This window comes from Rhodoferax sp. GT1R46 (genome assembly GCF_056521285.1).
Window position 1 is genome coordinate 148719 of record NZ_JBWMBC010000003.1, and the last position, 16621, is coordinate 165339.

Genomic DNA, 16621 nt, shown 5'->3' on the forward strand with positions numbered 1-16621 from the left:
GCGTCCTTTCAGGTCTGAATGCGCCACGAACTGTGGCCATAGGCGGCAAGGCTCAGTACAAACGGCTCACCCTCCGCCAGCATTTCACGTTTGACCTCCAGCAGGATTTCATCAAACGGCCGACCCGTCCCCCGCAGATGAATTTTGTCGAGCAGGGCTCGAACAAACCCGGTGGCATGCGTTCCATGAACGGTCGCAAGCGTGCCCAGCACGATGGACGCCCCCGCTGCCTTGAACTCACGTACAAAGTTGAGGAAAGGAATGTCAGCCAGCGCGGTGCTGCATCCGAGCAGCAGAACCACGGGGCCCGGCCCAGCACCATTGGGCGGCAGTACATAAGCCTCATCCAGTTGCACCGAGGTAAGCCAGCTCTTCTGGATTTCAAGCGCCGGCATGTTGACAAAATCCAGCGACAAGTCGGAGTGTGGTAACAGCACCAGCAAGGTTGCCGCGGGCTTGGCGCGAATGTCTTTCTGCCAGTCATCCCACGACATTGCCATGCGCACGGTTTGGGCAACCTCCGCAATCGCCGTCTTCACACCCGCGGCGCCCGTCAAGTCGGCAGCGGTTACCTTTTCACTCGCAGCCAGCACCGCGGCCTTGAATGGAGCCAGCGTATCGGCGCCCGGCTGGGGAATGCTGAACACATGTTGCTCCGTCAAACCAAAGGGTTGGCGCTCGATGCACTTGCTGAAGCCCCAGAACGCGGCAGGGCAAACGGTCCCGGAATCGCCAGCATTCTTGCAGGTGCCGTGCACATCCGCGCCGCCGGCGGCGAGTGCCTTCCTGGCGTTCGGACACAGCCGGGCGTTGAGTGTGGGCGCCTTGCCGGTATATACAAATTCCACTGGAAGGTAGGCCTTGGACCGGGCCTCAACCACCTGTACGCGCTTGGCATTCTGAAAATCGGGCAGGTTCATCTGCCGTTTGAGCTCCCGGGTCAGCGCCACGCCCTGGTTTGCCAATTGAATCATCAGAGCGACCAGCTTCGGGTCATCCAGTTGCATGTCTTCACCGGCCGTACTGATATTGGCCTTCGACAACAGCGACTCAATCGTGTCCACCAGAACATTCAGCCCGGCCGGCTCGCTGAATGTTGCACCTCCCGCGGTGACAGCGGTAATGCCAGCAAAACCGGCCGCGCTGTCGTTGCCAACCAAAGCAATATCCGCAGGCTTTTCGGAAGCGCTGCTGGAAAATGCGGGGTTGACCACACTCTCCTGGCGCAGCGCAAGGTCCGTATCCACGTCCTTGTTCGGTGTGGGAGCGGCCAGCATCAGCGTTTGCAAAATACGGGTGCGATGCATGATCAGAATGCGCGCACGAAACCCTTGCGCATACGCGCCCGTGGTGAAGTTGAACTGGGCGACCTCACTGGGGCCCACTTTGGGCAGGTGAATCGTTTTCACCATGGCCGGGACGACGCCGTCTTTTGATGCGCTGGTATCGAGTGGACAGAACGCAACCTGCAGATCATGTCCATCGTCCGAAGGCGGCAACTGTGACTCGTCGAAGACCACGTCGGCGCGCAAGGCATCCAGGTCGATCTCAGGGCCGATGTGAATATGCGCACGGTAGGAACGGCGGGATTCAAGCCGCTTCACTGCTTGTGAGCCTGATTTCCCCTTGAGAATTTTGCACTGCACATGCCGCTCTTCGGCCGGTTTCTTGAACTTCTTGACTGGCGCAATTTTCTTCGCTGCCGCCCTTTTCGCTGTGGCACTTATGTCGATGCCCGCTGGAACGGCCATCGGAACCGCGCTACGAAACACCACGGTCGCTGGTGGCTTGGCCGATTTCTGCATGCGCGGAACGTCGGCACTGGGTACGGCTGCAGAGCGCAAAGTCGGCTTGACGAAGCGCGCCCTTTCCAGAAAGTCCGGGTCAGCAGCCAGAAGCGGTTGTGCATGTTCGCGCGGGCCCTTGCTCGCCTGAAAAAGGGCCGCATCCAGCGTCGCTTTGTGAGACAGCTCACGCATCACGGTGTTGATCCAGGCAGGCCACTTCGTCTGTGCCACGAAACACGCACCGGTCAGGCCGAAGCCGGAGCGATGCAGCGCAAAACCGGCAAATGGCCGCAGGCTATGGGCAGTAGCCGGCAGCTTTTCTTCCAGCACCAGCAGGGCGCCAGCGTGAACAGCCTCCAGATCGAATGGCAACGGGGCGTCAGGTACCAGCTCTCCCGGCAGCAGCAGCAGGTCAAAGGTTTCCTGACTGCCAGAGATTGCCCGCGGCTGGTAGAGATGTTGGTAACGCCCTTGCTTCAATATTTTCAGCAGACGCTCACCAACGGGTGTCCGGGGCACGCCGATCTGCAGAGGCCAGTTCCATTGCAGGTGGGTTTCAACTCGCTTCTTAAAAAACACACTGCAAACGCCGGTGCCGGGACTCATCAGAAGCTGTGTCAATTCCTGCGGATTCCATGCCTCAGGCATTGGGGTGACAGCCAGCCGCACCCGGGGAAACCGGCTAGCAAAAGACTGTGCCCACAGTTCTTGCACGGTGGACGAAAGCGATGCCTGGTGGGCCGTGCGCGCCCATCCATCGCTCACCCGTCGCAAAGCCCGTTGTGCCGCGATGAGATCGGGGCAGACCGTCACGGCGTTCGAGAAGGGGTCCAAAGACCACTTGTCGGCGAATCGCGCAAATTGCGCCCCCCACGGTATGCGTCGCCCACTAGCAGCACCGAACTGCGCCGCAAACGCATCCGGCAGCAGGCCCGCCAGAATCAGTGCTTTTGCCAGAACATCATCTACAGGCCTGCTGCCCAGGGACCCAAACACGCCAAATGCCTCACGATTCACGGTGCACCTCCGGTGTGGCGCTAGTTGCGTGCCAGGGCTCTATTGGCAAATCCGCAGGCAAGTTGTCCGGTAAATAGCCAGGCTGCGCCTGCATGCGGTCCAGCACGGACTGGTGGACGGCACTGCCTTCGGGCCGGATAAATCGCCGTTTTCCGAGCTCGCGCCATTGAAGCAGCGGAAACCGCCAGGTCACGGCAAAGTCCTGGCGGGGATCCTGAAACCGACGGGGCAAACATTCCGCCAGCCACCAAACCTTCATGAGTGATTCGTGTTGCCTCGCAACGACATTGGGTTGTGCATACACACCCGCACCGGAGCCACTTCCCAGAACGCTCTGCAGCGCACTCTCAACCAGTGCAAGGCCCGCAGCCGTGGCTTCCTGCGCCATCCATTCCAGAGAAATCTTGGCAAGGCCGCTTTCGACTTCCGGGTAGCCGCCACCCACATCCGAATGCACTCCGGCAAACCACACTTGCTTGACGTTCTGACCTTTCAGGGCTGACCAAAGGTTTTGCCGAAAGAAGCAGCGTCGCTCATCAATAGACAGCGCATGCCGAACCGTGAACACAGACGGATTGTTGAGGGTGTAGGGAAAACTGACCGGAGATCCAAACCAGCCCACCGTCTTGACGGTATCCCAAAGACCCAGGAAATGGATCTTGCAGTCCCGCGAAAATTGTTGCCGGAACTTCTGCTGGATCCCAAAAAACTCGCTTTGCTCCCGCTCGCCCTTGGGAACCTTTTGAAACAGCCGGGTCGCATATTCCATCAGGTTTTCATGCTGAGGGTACATGAGCCCCATGGCATGCACCATACCGGCGATGGCCCGTGCCGTGAATGCACCACGACTGAACCCGAAGATGAAGATGCGGTCCCCCGGCTGGTAGTTGCGCATGAGGAAGGCGTAGGCCTCCTCCACGTTGCGCGTAATCCCCCATCCAAATGCCAGTCCGAAAATCTTGGCAGGAACCTTCTGCCACTCAAACAGTGCCTCCCGCAGTCCAAAGGTGCCCACACCTGGGTCGTAGTGGCATAGCTGCCACAGCGGGTCACGCACCGCTGCGCTGAAGAGTTTGACCACATTGCTGTTGCGGTTGCCAAACTGGTTGCCGGTGCCGTCACAAAAGATCACGAGGTTTCTGGACATGGGGATTTAATGCATTAAAAAGGCCTCTAGCCCCCGTATTTATTGCGCTACCAGCTACGGAATTTATAGCAATTTTCTCTAGGTGACTTGCGAAAAATCAAGATCCTGAAATAACCAGGACCCAAAAATAGCACCTGAATGCAACACTGAATGAGCAATCCGATTTCGCTTTTGTAACCCGACGGAGTGACCGCTATGCCTGACATCCACAAAAAAATTACCGCTTTGGGTGGAGTGATTGATATCAATCGCCCACCACTGAGGCCCCCTATCAACTTCTGGCGATCTGTGGTCGTCAATTTCGACAATGTGGCCAGCGGTACCGCTGTGGATACCGTTTATGCGAACGAGGGTGTGACCTTTGCCAGCCTCACCACCAGCCCTGCAAAGCGCTGGTCAGCCTATGCCATGCTCCTGCAAATGGGCACTGCGCAGACCGGTAAAAACGTGCTCACGCTGTCCAACAAGCCCGGCTGGGGCGACGTGCTTTTTGATGGCCGCCAGGGCGCGGTTGAAGCCACTTTTTCACAACTGCAGCATTCGGTGACAGTCTGGGCGTTTCCGATGAACTCGCCTGAAGGCCTGGGCAATGCGGACAACCGGCCCTTCATCGATGCCTTCGATGCCAATGGGGCCTATCTGGGCAAAGCGCGAACCCAGTTCGGCACGAAAAATCCGGATGGAACCGACAACGCGAATTACTTCGCACGCTGGCATCCGATTACGTTCGTTTCGAGCGGTGGCCGTAACATCAAAACCGTCCGCCTGTCGTCACAGGCTGCCGGCGCACCCTGGGTCTATACCGTGTTCGACACACTGACGTTTGAGCGAAATATCCTGATTGGATCCTGATCGCAAACTACTGAAACTTGCCTGCAAGCGTCTGGCCGCTGGCTTGTAGCGGGCCAAGGGGGGCTCTTGATCGACCTTAGCGCCGCCCCCGTCCAACACCCGTACGCCAGCCCGCATTGACTACCGGATAACTAGCCAGACCGCCTCGCTGGCCTTATCCTTATGCTTCTGTGTGCGAAGCCGAACATACCGGGGAGGCAAATGCCGTTACTGTCGGGCGACCAGTCCATGCGGGCTCATTTCCCAAACGGCTCTAGCCAGTAACCCTTTGCACAAAAGACAATGAAGTTAGTCAGCCGACGCCTTTGGCAAAGATTCTGGGATCTCGCAGCACCTTACTGGCGCCTGGAAGAAAGATGGAAGGCTTGGGGCCTGCTCGTTCTGCTGGTGCTGCTCCTGCTGGGCCAAACCGGATTCGCGGTACTGTTCAACGAGCAGACCGGTGAATTCACGTCTGCCCTGGCAGCGCGTGACAGTGAGCGTTTCTGGAGCGCCATCAAATTATTTCTTGCCTTGCTGATCGCGGCTGTGCCGTTCTATGCCCTCTACTACTACGTTCGGGACAATCTTGGCAACCAATGGCGCAGGTGGCTCACCAACCGGTTTCTCGACCGCTATTTCAAGGACCGGCATTTCTACGAGCTTAATTCCAACGTCGCAATCGACAACCCCGACCAGCGCATCGCAGAAGACATCAACACCTTCACCGGACGCTCCCTCTACTTCCTGCTGATACTCGTCGGGTCGATCCTGCAGTTGATCGCCTTCAGCAGCGTGCTGTGGTCCATTTCCCGCGAGTTGGTCTACTTCCTGGTTCTCTACTCCACAGCCGGTACGCTGATCACCATGCTGGTCTACGGCAAGGTGCTGATTGGGCTCAACTTTCGCCAACTGCGACAGGAAGCGGATTTCCGGTTCAGCCTGGTCCGTGTCCGCGAAAATGCGGAATCCATTGCCTTTTATCGGGGGGAAAAGCAGGAGCTGAAAGAAGTAAGGCGCCGTTTTACCGGTGCATTCGACAACTACAACCAACTCATTCGCAGCCAGTTCTTCCTGAACCTGTTTCAGTACGGGTACAGCATGTTGACCATCGTCCTGCCCAGTGCCATCATTGCCTCCCATGTGCTGTCAGGTGAGCTGGAAGTCGGCCGTGCCGTTCAGGCCGCAGGAGCCTTTGCGGCCGTGCTGAGCGCCATTTCCGTGATTGTGGACAACTTCGAAGGGCTCAGCCGGTTTGCCGCAGGAATTGACCGTCTGGATACTTTCTCACGGGTCCTGGACGACCGCCCCATGGACCGCACACGCGCCAAGGGCGCCATTGAATCCGTTCAGGGGTCCCATTTATCACTGGAACGCGTCACCCTGCACACGCCCAATCGTGAACGCATTCTGGTGAAGGACCTCTCGATTGCGATTGCGCCCGGCGAAGGGCTGATGATTGTTGGCACCAGCGGCACCGGAAAGAGTTCATTGCTGCGCGCCATTGCCGGCCTCTGGTACTGCGGCAGCGGCGTCATCACACGCCCCCCGCCACAGGACATCCTCTTCCTGCCCCAGCAGCCCTATATGCTGCTCGGCACGCTGCGCAGCCAGCTCCTGTACCCCAACAAGGAGCGGCAGGTTCCAGACGCAGAACTCCTGGCGTTGCTGGAGCAAGTCAACCTGCCCGATATGGCCGACCGATTTGGCGGGCTGGACGTGGAGATGGATTGGGAAAAAGTGCTGTCCATCGGCGAACAACAACGCCTTGCCTTCGCCCGTGTGCTGCTGACGCGTCCCCGGTTCGCCATACTGGACGAAGCCACCAGCGCACTGGACGTAGCCAACGAAGGCCATCTGTACCAGCAACTGATGACCAGCCACACCACGCTGATCAGCGTCGCGCACCGCTCTACCATCCTGAAATACCACAAGCAGGTGCTGGAACTGACCGGCGATGGCCAGTGGCAAGCACGGTCTGCAGCAGGCTATCGCTTCGACCTGTAGCAAGAACTGGAAGACGTATTTGCCGAAGGTGCGCCAGCGCACATGGGGAAATCGGGAGGAGTGTTACGGTCGGGCTTCACCCCAAACGCGCAGATTTTTCGATTTGATGCCCCTACCTAAAAGAACAATGAAAAAAACCACCGTTGAACAGATGCTGCTGACCGGTTTCAGCCTGACGCTGGCGGTCTTGCTGCTGGTAGGCGCGATTGCCTGGAACATCGTCACGCCCCTGACACCGTTCCAGTCAGTCGACCATACTAGGCAGGTCATGTCCACGTTGGATGAGATGCGTTTCCACGTGGACAGGGCCGAGTCCCGACAATGGGCTTACTTTCTCACACGCGAAGAAAACCTTTTGGTAGACCGCGCTGAGGCCATCAGTGCGATCAAGCCGGACTTTGACGAGTTGCTGGTGTTGACAGAAGACGACGGCATACAGCATGCGCTCATTGAAGAGTTGCAAGCAGCGGTCGCCCAGCGAATGGTCCTGCTGGATGCGAGCCTCCATTTGTTTGAAGCCGACGGTAACAGTGCGTCAAGCGATCAGATCGCCGCAGGTCTGGCGGCAGCCAAGCAGGTGCGTGACCTCACCAGAAGAGCCGAAGCCAATGAGCAAGTCCTGCTCAAATACCGCAAATCCAATGAGTTATCAAGACTGGCGATCATCTTCGGCAGCATTTCCGTACTCCTTATTTTTCTGGCATTTCTGACTCTGCGGATACTCAAAACCATTCGCCAACGCGCGGCCGACGAAACACTGGCGCAGGAAGCACGCGAGGCTGTCCTGAAAACCGGGGCCTTGCAGGACGCGATTTTTCAGAGCGCCAATTTCTCCAGCATTGCCACCGATGCGCAGGGTGTGATCCAGATTTTCAACGTCGGTGCCGAGCGCATGCTGGGCTACAAGGCCGAAGAAGTGATGAACAAGAGCACGCCTGCTGACATTTCAGATGCGGGGGAACTGGTAGCCCGGGCCGCCGCCCTGAGCCAGGAATTGAGTACCCCCATCACCCCGGGCTTTGAAGCGCTGGTGTTCAAAGCGTCACGCGGCATTGAAGATATTTATGAGCTCACCTACATCCGCAAGGATGGCAGCCGTTTCCCGGCAATCGTGTCGGTCACCGCGCTACGGGACGACAAGGACAAGGTCATTGGCTACCTTCTGATTGGCACAGACAACACCGCACGCAAGGCGGCGGAGGACGCCCTGATTCGGGCCGGTGCCCTGCAAAAGGCCATTTTCAACAGTGCCAATTTCTCCAGTATCGCCACCGATGCGCACGGTGTGATCCAGATTTTCAACGTTGGCGCCGAGCGCATGCTGGGCTACAAGGCCGAAGAAGTGATGAACAAGAGCACGCCGGCAGACATTTCAGATGCCGGGGAAGTGATTGCGCGGGCTGCCGCCCTGAGCCAGGAATTGAATACGCCAATAACACCCGGCTTCGAAGCGCTGGTGTTCAAGGCCTCGCGCGGCATTGAAGACATTTATGAACTCACCTACATCCGCAAGGATGGCAGCCGGTTTCCGGCGATTGTGTCGGTCACCGCGTTGCGTGATGAACAGGACAAGGTCATCGGCTACCTGCTGATTGGCACCGACAACACGGCGCGTAAACGCGTTGAAGCAGAACAGGCGCTGCTGGACCAGCGTTTGCGCGATCAGCAGTTCTATACCCGCTCGCTCATTGAGTCGAACATTGACGCCATCATGACCACCGACCCGCGCGGCATCATCAGCGACGTCAACCAGCAAATGCAGGCGCTGACCGGCTGCTCGCGTGATGAATTGATCGGGGCCCCCTTCAAGAAATTCTTTACCGACCCCGATCGGGCCGACGCCGCCATCAGCCGTGTGCTGAGCGAAGGCAAGGTCACCAACTACGAATTGACCGCCCATGCCAGGGATGGGACTGAGACGGTTGTGTCCTACAACGCGACCACCTTCCATGACCGGGACCGCAATTTGCAGGGCGTGTTCGCAGCGGCCCGCGACATCACCGAGCGCAAGCAGTTTGAGCTGGCGCTGCAAAACAATAACGTGGAGCTGGAAGCGGCTACGGCCGCGGCAGAAAAAGCCAATCGCGCCAAATCCGAATTCCTGTCCAGCATGAGCCATGAGTTGCGCACACCACTCAATGCCATCCTGGGCTTCGCCCAGCTCCTTGACACCGGTATGCCGGCGCCCACGCCCATCCAGAAACGCAACATCGATCAGATATTGACTGCGGGCTGGTACTTGCTGGAATTGATCAACGAGATTCTGGACCTTGCCTTGATTGAGTCGGGCCGGTTAACCCTGTCCAGAGAGGCTGTCTCACTGAACGAGGTGATGCTGGAGTGCCAGAACATGATCGAGCCGCAGGCACAAAAGCGCGGCATTGGCATGACCTTCCCGCAATTCCATGCACCCTACTTTGTGCTGGCGGACCGCACCCGTGTCAAACAGATTCTGGTGAATCTCCTGTTCAACGCGGTCAAGTACAACCGCCCCGACGGCGCGGTTTCAGTGGAATTCGTACTCGGTACTGCGGATTCGATTCGCATCAGCGTTCGGGACACGGGTCTCGGGTTGTCACCGGAGCAACTTGCGCAGCTTTTCCAGCCCTTCAATCGCCTCGGCAAGGAAAACAGCACGGAGGAAGGCACAGGCATTGGCCTGGTCGTGACCAAGCGACTGGTCGAGTTGATGGGCGGCACCATCGGCGCAGACAGCGAGGTCGGCGTGGGTAGCGTGTTCTGGTTCGAACTGGACCTGACTGTGGCCCCGCAACTGTCGGCAATGGGGGCGGAGCACGCGGAGCAGGCACTGCTACCGGCACCTTTGGGCTCGCAGCTGCACACCCTCCTCTATGTAGAAGACAACCCGGCCAACCTGGAACTGGTGGAGCAACTGATCTCCAGGCGCTCTGACCTGCACCTGCTCAGTGCGTCGGATGGCAACATGGGTATCGAATTTGCGCGGGCCTACCAGCCACAGGTGATTCTGATGGACGTCAACCTGCCCGGCATCAGCGGAATTGATGCCATGCGCATCCTGCGGGCAGACCCAACCACAACGCACATCCCGATCATCGCGGTCAGCGCCAATGCAGCCCCTGGCGACATCGCAAAAGGGCTTCATGCAGGTTTCTTCCGGTACATCACCAAACCCATCAAGGTCAGTCAGTTCATGGAAGCCTTGAACGAGGCACTGGTCTTCTCACAAACACAAGAAGGTCACTCCGCTGAAGAAGAGCCCAACCGAGGTCGGCCACAGACCCGTTGATTTACGACCTCCAACCGACGGGTGTGTTGCAGCGAACAGACTCCCCGCACCATTCGGAACACAGTGCAGGTAGCGGTCCGTTTTGGCCGCGTACTACACAAAAGGAATCGTTATGAAATATTCATTGACATTGGTGGCTTTGGCTGCCGTGCTGGGTCTGGGTGCTTGTACGGGCCCCATGGGTCCCCAAGGCAACACGGGCGATACCGGTTACACCGGCGCGACCGGTGCTACCGGACGGCAAGGTAACACCGGCAATACCGGTAACACTGGCGAAACAGGTTACACGGGCGCCACAGGTGCTACAGGTGCAACCGGAAATACGGGCAATACCGGTCTCGATGGCAGCACCATCGTAGTCGTACCACCCGCACGTTGATATCAGGCTTTACCCGGCACGTTCACCTGGCCCCCCAGGTGCATGCCGGAGTCCAGCAACACCAGCTCACCCGTGACGGTGCGGGCACCGTCCACCAGCCAAACCACGGCCTCGGCCACGTCCTCAGGGCTGCAGGCACGCCCTAGCGGCGTGGCTTTTTCATAAGACGCCTTCACCTTCTCATAGCCCTCCCGGCCGATTCCGTCGACAAACCAGCGCGAGGTAATGAGCCCCGGACAGACGGCATTCACCCGAATTTCAGGCGCCAGTGCACGCGCCAGATAGAGCGTCATGGCATTGACCGCTCCCTTGGATGCGATGTAGGGCACCGATGAGCCAATACCCAGTGCCCCGGCAATGGAAGACACATTGACGATAGCGCCTTCGCCCCCCTCCCTGAGATGCGGCGCACAGGCACGCACCATCTGAAAAGCACCCACCGTGTTGACACCCAGAATGTGCTGAAAGGTCTGCGCGTCCAGCGCGTCCCAGTTGGCGGCACCGGCAAATGAGGTGATGCCCGCGTTGTTCACCAAGGCATCGATGCGCCCCCAGCGTGTAAAAGCGGCCTGCGCAATGGCCCTGCAGTCGGCATCCACCGCCACATCGCCCCGCACCAGCAGGGTGTCTGCGCCCGCGCTCTGGCAGGCAGCCTGCGATTCCTGCGCTTCAACGATACTCTTGGAGTAGTTGATCAGCACGTTGTAGCCGCGCCGGGCAAGCAGCAGCGCGGTGGCAGCGCCCACACCGGTTGCCGAGCCGGTAACAATGGCAACTTTGCGTTCACTCATGGAGTCTCCTTGGGTTGTTTGTTCCATTGTGCCGCATGATCCATGGGCTGGATAGGGCGTCAGCCCCCGTGCCCATTGCGTAAGCAGCTACCAATTCAATAGCAATCCGCCCTGACCCTGTTACACGAAAACGCCCGGCCCGGTGAACTGCCCGGCATGGCGCGATTTGGCATCGTGGCCGATGCGCTGCGTGAACTGGGGAGTGACGCGGTCCAGTCAAGCATGCAGGGAAAATCACATAAAAAAGGCCGCTAACCCCCACCGATACTGCTCAAGCAGCTATTATTTACATAGCAGATTAACCCGCCTCAGGCTTGCCGACGCGCTTGATCGGCTGCCAGCCAGCAAACTCCGGGTGGTGGCGCTGCACCACGGGTCCGTCGAAAGCCCAGCCAATGCATTTGCCCACGTAAAACGGCGGCTCGGCGCTCTGAGCGGCGGGCACCCCCGCCTGCCTGCGCAGGCACTCACGATACGAAGGAATGGTCTGATAAGCCGCTGTGGCCAGGTTGAAAAGCATCTCGCGCAAATGGGTGCAGCCATCTGCGCCGCCTATGGCGCGGTCGATGGTGTAGCGCCACCCAGCGCCGATCGTCGCACCCACCATCTTCTGCATCGGATCGTTGCCCTGCTGGCATTCGCCAAAGGGCGTGTGCGTCATGGCGCTGGAAATTTCGCGAATGGTCATGCCGTCGTCGAGCGTGACGCGAATCGCCAGGTCATGCACGGGCGTGCCAGGGGGCATGGGACCCCGCTCGGATCGCTCCAGCGCGTAGGTTTTCACATCGGTCATCTCGGCTTCAATGTCCCACAGGCCGTCTTCACGGTGGTAGCCGCGGTAGACGACGTTACGCGTGTGCAGGTGGGTTCGGGATTGGGGGGCAGGCAGCGGCATGGGGGATTATTGGCGGTTGAAATGGACAACGGGTATTTTGCCGTCCCCGCAACGGGGCACCTCAGCCGCCGTCAAGAACCGGCCATCGGCTGCTTTTCAAATTCCTGGCAAACCCGCAATGCCTTGTCGAACTCCAGGTTCGGCATGAGCCCATCCAACGCCAGGAACAGACTCTGGAAACGGCTACCGAATTGCTGCCGCAGTTGGGCATAGGCTTCCATCGCTGCAAAATCCGAGGCGCTAAGCAGCTTGCAAAAATCGCCAAATGCCTGATTCCAATTTGGCGCAGACGCGCCAGGACCCGCCCCTTCGTTCAACTCTGGAACGTTCAGACGATCGATCAAAGAAACCAGTAGCGGCGTGAGGGTATGCACGTTGTCTACAAGCGAAGCAAGCAATGCCAAGCGCTGTGGGGACGCTTCGGGTCCTGCTAGTTCTTGCTCCAGTTGGGCGGCCGCCCGTGACAGGCGGTTGGCCCCGACGGTGCCGGCGACTCCCTTCAAGGTGTGCATCAGTCGGCGAGCCAGACCGATCTCATCTTGCTGCAAATGGACTTCCAGCTCGCCTAGTGTCTGCGGCAGTTGCTGCAGGAAATCCTGGAGGATTCGGGTGAATAGCGCAATGTCGCCACCGATTCTCTGCAGTGCGCCCTGAACATCCATTGCATCATCCTGCGATGGCAACTGGCCCGCCGCCGCAGGCGCACTTGGGGCAGTTGACTTGAACCCGGTGTGATGCAGGATGGTCGCAATCAAATGGGTCAGATCAAAAGGCTTGCTGACATGGGCATTCATGCCGGCTGCGGAACTCTCCTCCAGGTCAGAGGCCATGGCATTGGCGGTCATGGCAATGATGGGAAGCGCCGTCAGGCCCAGTTCCTGCCGAATGACCCGGGTGGCAGCGTATCCGTCCATCACCGGCATTTGCACATCCATCAGCACGACATCAAATGCCGGATCCGCATCGGCTACCGCACGAACACCCAAAGCACCGTTATCAGCCAGTGTGACCACTGCGCCCTCAGCCTGCAAAAGCTCCTGCGCCACTTGCTGATTCAGACGGTTGTCTTCCACCACCAGAATGCGCATGCCCGGCAATCGCCGGGAAATGGCCCGGGCAGACCGGCCAGTCAAAACAGGCGCTGCAGCAAAGTCCCGCGCAACAGGCAGTTCAATCTGGAAATAGAAGGTACTACCTTCGCCCAGAACGCTCTTCAGCTTGAGTTCCCCGCCCATCAGGCTAACAAGACGCTGGCTGATGGCCAGGCCCAGGCCTGTACCGCCGAAACGCCGGGTGGTTGATGTCTCTGCCTGTGAAAATCCGCTGAATATCAGAATCTGGTTCTCCGGCGCAATGCCGATGCCACTGTCGCGCACCGAGAACTCCAGCAGGCAGTTCTGTGCAGTTCGCTGGACGTCGCGGATGCGCACGTGAATCTCGCCCTGCTCCGTAAACTTGACAGCATTACCGCCCAAGTTGATCAAAATCTGGCGCAGCCGCATGTCGTCGCCCACAAGGCACGGCGGTACACAGGGCTCTACGGTGAAGTGGATCTTGACGATTTTGGGTCCAATGTTGGCCATCATGATGACCGACAGATCCTGCACCAGGCTATCGACCCGAAATGGTCGAACATCCATGGTCAATTTGCCCGCTTCGACCTTGGAAAAGTCCAGAATGTCGTTGAGTATCCCCAGTAGCGCACGTGCCGCACCGCACGCCTTGTCGGCATAGTCTCTTTGCTTGTCGGTCAGGCTGGTGTTGCCCATCAACTCCAGCATTCCCAGAATGGCATTCATGGGGGTACGAATTTCGTGGCTCATGCTGGCCAAAAAGCTGCTTTTGGCAGCGTTTGCCGATTCCGCCTGCTGTGTTCGCTCGACCAGCGATGCATTGAGTTCTTCCAGCCGGTCCTGCGCCTTCTTCAGGTCGGTGACATCGGTGACGATTGCAAAGAATCCGCGCACGCGCCCGTCATCCCAATCGGGGACGTATTGCGCCAGAGTGTGGCCATACTCCCCCGACGGCTTCAACAGGGTTCGCTCAAACCGCACCTGTTTGCCCTGTAGAGCATCCTGAATCATGGGCTCATTCTTTTTGAACAGCACCTGACCCTGCAGGTCCTGCATACGAATGTTGTCCATTTCAGCGGGGGACTTGCCAAACCAGTCAAGGAACGCCTGGTTCGCGAAGCTGCAGCGCAGGTCGTTGGACCAATAGGCCACCAGGCCAGAAATGTTGTTGACCAGCAGCTCCATGAAGCGGTCCTTGGTGGCGAGCTGCTGCTCCAGATGCTTGCGATCGGTAATGTCCGTGATGAAGCCATGCCACAGCACGCTGCCGTCATCCCGCTTTTGCGGATTGGCAGACCCCAGTCGCCACCGAAGCCCCTGCCGTGGCAATACCACACGGTATTCACAATGCCAGGGTTGCAATGTTTCGGCGGACTGACCGATGGACTCGGCTACAGCTTTCAGGTCGTCCGGGTGCACGCGTTGAAACACCAGTGCACCATCCAGGCGAACCTGCTCTGGTGTAACCTCATATATTTCCTGAATGCCCTCGCTGGCATACGGGAAAAATGTCCGTCCATCAGGCCAGGATTGAAACTGATACAAGGCACCGGGAACCTGCTTGGCCAAACCATCCAGCAGGGCCAGATTCGCCTCACCCTGGCGGCGAATCAACTCCTGTCGTGCGTTTTCTGCGGCCAGCGCATCAAGCGACTGCGAAAGCACCATGTTTCTCTTGCGCAGTTCCATTTGGGCGACGACTTGCCGGGCCAGCACTGCCAGCGTAGCCTTTTGCGCCTCGGTGAACTGGTGCGGTTCCAGGTCAATCACGCACAAAGTGCCGATGGCCCGACCGGCCCCGGTCAGTAGTGGGGCTCCCGCATAAAAACGAATATGCGGCCCATCTACAACCAGTGGGTTGTCCGCAAACCGCAAGTCTTGGGCGGCGTCTTCCACAACCATCACGCTGTCTGACTGGATGGCAATATTGCAGAACGCAATGTCACGGGGCGTCTGGCTGGCATCCAGCCCCACACGGGATTTGAACCACTGGCGTTCGGAGTCTATCAACGAGACCAACGCAATGGGCATGCCAAAATGAACAACAGCCAGCCGCGTTATTTCGTCAAACGCCTCCTCCGGCCCCGTATCCAGAATCTGAAAGTCGATGAGCGCCTGCAGGCGTATGGCTTCAGCGTTTTCTGTCTGCAGTCTGGACGTCATGTGTACCCCGAAGGTTATCGAACTGCGGATTCAGTGGACCAGTCAGACAACCGCCTGGGCCAGCCGCCCTACGCCCTCCTCGATCTTGGCAACATCGGCCGTGGCGAAGCTCAGCCGAAGTGTGGACAGATCCGGGTTGGATGCATAGAACGGCGCACCTGGCACAAAGGCAACGCCTTTCTCGATAGCACGCCGGGCCAGTTCGGCACCATCCTTCAGCTTGCCGCCGGCACCCGTCAGGCGCGCCCAAACAAAAAGGCCCCCTTGTGGCTGCACAAACTCAATCGCGTCGCCGAGGTCTTTGCGCAGCGCATTGCCCATGGCCAATGCACGCTCGCCGTAGACCTTGCGCACATGGGCCAGCGTAGCGGGCATGCGACCGGCCTTGAGGTACTGGGCGGCGGTAGCCTGGGCAAAGGTGCTGGTGTGTGCGTCACTGAACTGCTTGCACATGGTGGCTTTGGCCAGAAGCTCGGCCGGCGCAATCATCCAGCCCACCCGCAGCCCGGGGCTCAGCACCTTGCTGAGTGAACCGCAGTGCGCCAACAGTTCGCGGCTACCGGGCACCTCCGGGCTCAGGGCAAGCAAACTGGGTGGCGGCGCATCGTTAAAGTACAAATCGCCATACGGGTCATCTTCCACAATCAGGGTCTGGTACTTCACAGCCAGCTCCAGCACGCGCTTGCGGCGCTCCAGGCTCAGCATGGCGCCGCTGGGGTTGCCGAAGGTGGGTATCAGGTACACAAACTTGGGCTTGTGCTCGGCAATCAGCGCTTCCAGCGTGTCGGTCTGGACACCATGGGCATCAATGGGCGCGCTGATCAATTCAGCGCCGTACAGTCGAAAGCACTGGATGGTGGCCAGAAACGTGGGGCCTTCCACGATGACCTTGTCGCCCGGGCTGATCATGGTTTTTCCCAACAGGTCCAAGGCCTGCTGGCTGCCGGTGGTGACGATCAATTGATCCGGGGCCACGTCTTTGGCGCCCTTGCTGGCCATAAAAGCGGCCAACTGTTCGCGCAATGGGCTATAGCCCTCGGTGGCGCCGTATTGCAGTGCAGCGCCTGGCTCTTGGGCCAGTGCAGCGCTGACTGCCTCCTTGATGCCATCCACGTCAAACATGGCGCTATCGGGAAAGCCGCCCGCAAAGCTGATGATGCCGGGCTTGCCCAGCAGCTTGAAGAGTTCGCGGATGGCGGAGGTTTCTACGTTGTTCAGGCGGTCTGCAAATTGGAGTGGCATGGTCTTAAACTGGTCACATTG

The 16621-nt window shown here is 58.7% G+C and carries 10 protein-coding genes; 4 read left to right on the top strand and 6 right to left on the bottom strand.

Features of this window, described 5'->3' with window-relative positions:
* Positions 1–8: 8 nt before the first annotated feature.
* Positions 9–2804 (bottom strand): hypothetical protein, encoded by a 2796-nt coding sequence (locus AC097W_RS09280; RefSeq protein WP_479602219.1) that lies wholly within the window; start codon positions 2802–2804, stop codon positions 9–11.
* Entirely contained in the window at positions 2794–3951 is a 1158-nt protein-coding gene (locus AC097W_RS09285; protein WP_479602220.1) for a T6SS phospholipase effector Tle1-like catalytic domain-containing protein, read from the bottom strand. The genes AC097W_RS09280 and AC097W_RS09285 overlap by 11 nt, the downstream gene beginning before the upstream one ends.
* A 195-nt stretch (positions 3952–4146) precedes the next feature.
* Between AC097W_RS09285 and AC097W_RS09290 the strand changes: the two genes are divergently transcribed.
* The 4 genes from AC097W_RS09290 (at position 4147) to AC097W_RS09305 (ending at position 10436) form a co-directional block, all read left to right on the top strand.
* Complete coding sequence (locus tag AC097W_RS09290) at positions 4147–4803, top strand: hypothetical protein (RefSeq protein ID WP_479602221.1); 657 nt, start codon at positions 4147–4149, stop codon at positions 4801–4803.
* A 282-nt stretch (positions 4804–5085) separates the two neighbouring features.
* Positions 5086–6789, top strand: a complete 1704-nt coding sequence (locus AC097W_RS09295) for an ABC transporter ATP-binding protein/permease (protein WP_479602222.1) — start codon at positions 5086–5088, stop codon at positions 6787–6789.
* A 127-nt stretch (positions 6790–6916) separates the two neighbouring features.
* Positions 6917–10057: a PAS domain S-box protein gene (locus tag AC097W_RS09300; RefSeq protein WP_479602223.1), complete on the top strand. Its 3141-nt coding sequence runs from the start codon at positions 6917–6919 to the stop codon at positions 10055–10057.
* Positions 10058–10169: 112 nt separating this feature from the next.
* Positions 10170–10436, top strand: a complete 267-nt coding sequence (locus AC097W_RS09305; protein WP_479602224.1) for a collagen-like protein — start codon at positions 10170–10172, stop codon at positions 10434–10436.
* A 2-nt stretch (positions 10437–10438) separates the two neighbouring features.
* Here AC097W_RS09305 and AC097W_RS09310 read toward each other — a convergent pair whose 3' ends face one another.
* The 4 genes from AC097W_RS09310 to AC097W_RS09325 all read right to left on the bottom strand — a co-directional run bounded on the left by AC097W_RS09310 (position 10439) and on the right by AC097W_RS09325 (position 16600).
* Positions 10439–11227, bottom strand: a complete 789-nt coding sequence (locus AC097W_RS09310; protein WP_479602225.1) for an SDR family NAD(P)-dependent oxidoreductase — start codon at positions 11225–11227, stop codon at positions 10439–10441.
* A 298-nt stretch (positions 11228–11525) separates the two neighbouring features.
* Positions 11526–12122 (bottom strand): DUF2889 domain-containing protein, encoded by a 597-nt coding sequence (locus AC097W_RS09315; protein WP_479602226.1) that lies wholly within the window; start codon positions 12120–12122, stop codon positions 11526–11528.
* 71 nt (positions 12123–12193) lie between these two features.
* Complete coding sequence (locus tag AC097W_RS09320) at positions 12194–15358, bottom strand: ATP-binding protein (protein WP_479602227.1); 3165 nt, start codon at positions 15356–15358, stop codon at positions 12194–12196.
* Positions 15359–15400: 42 nt separating this feature from the next.
* Entirely contained in the window at positions 15401–16600 is a 1200-nt protein-coding gene (locus AC097W_RS09325; RefSeq protein WP_479602228.1) for an aminotransferase-like domain-containing protein, read from the bottom strand.
* Positions 16601–16621 lie beyond the last annotated feature (21 nt).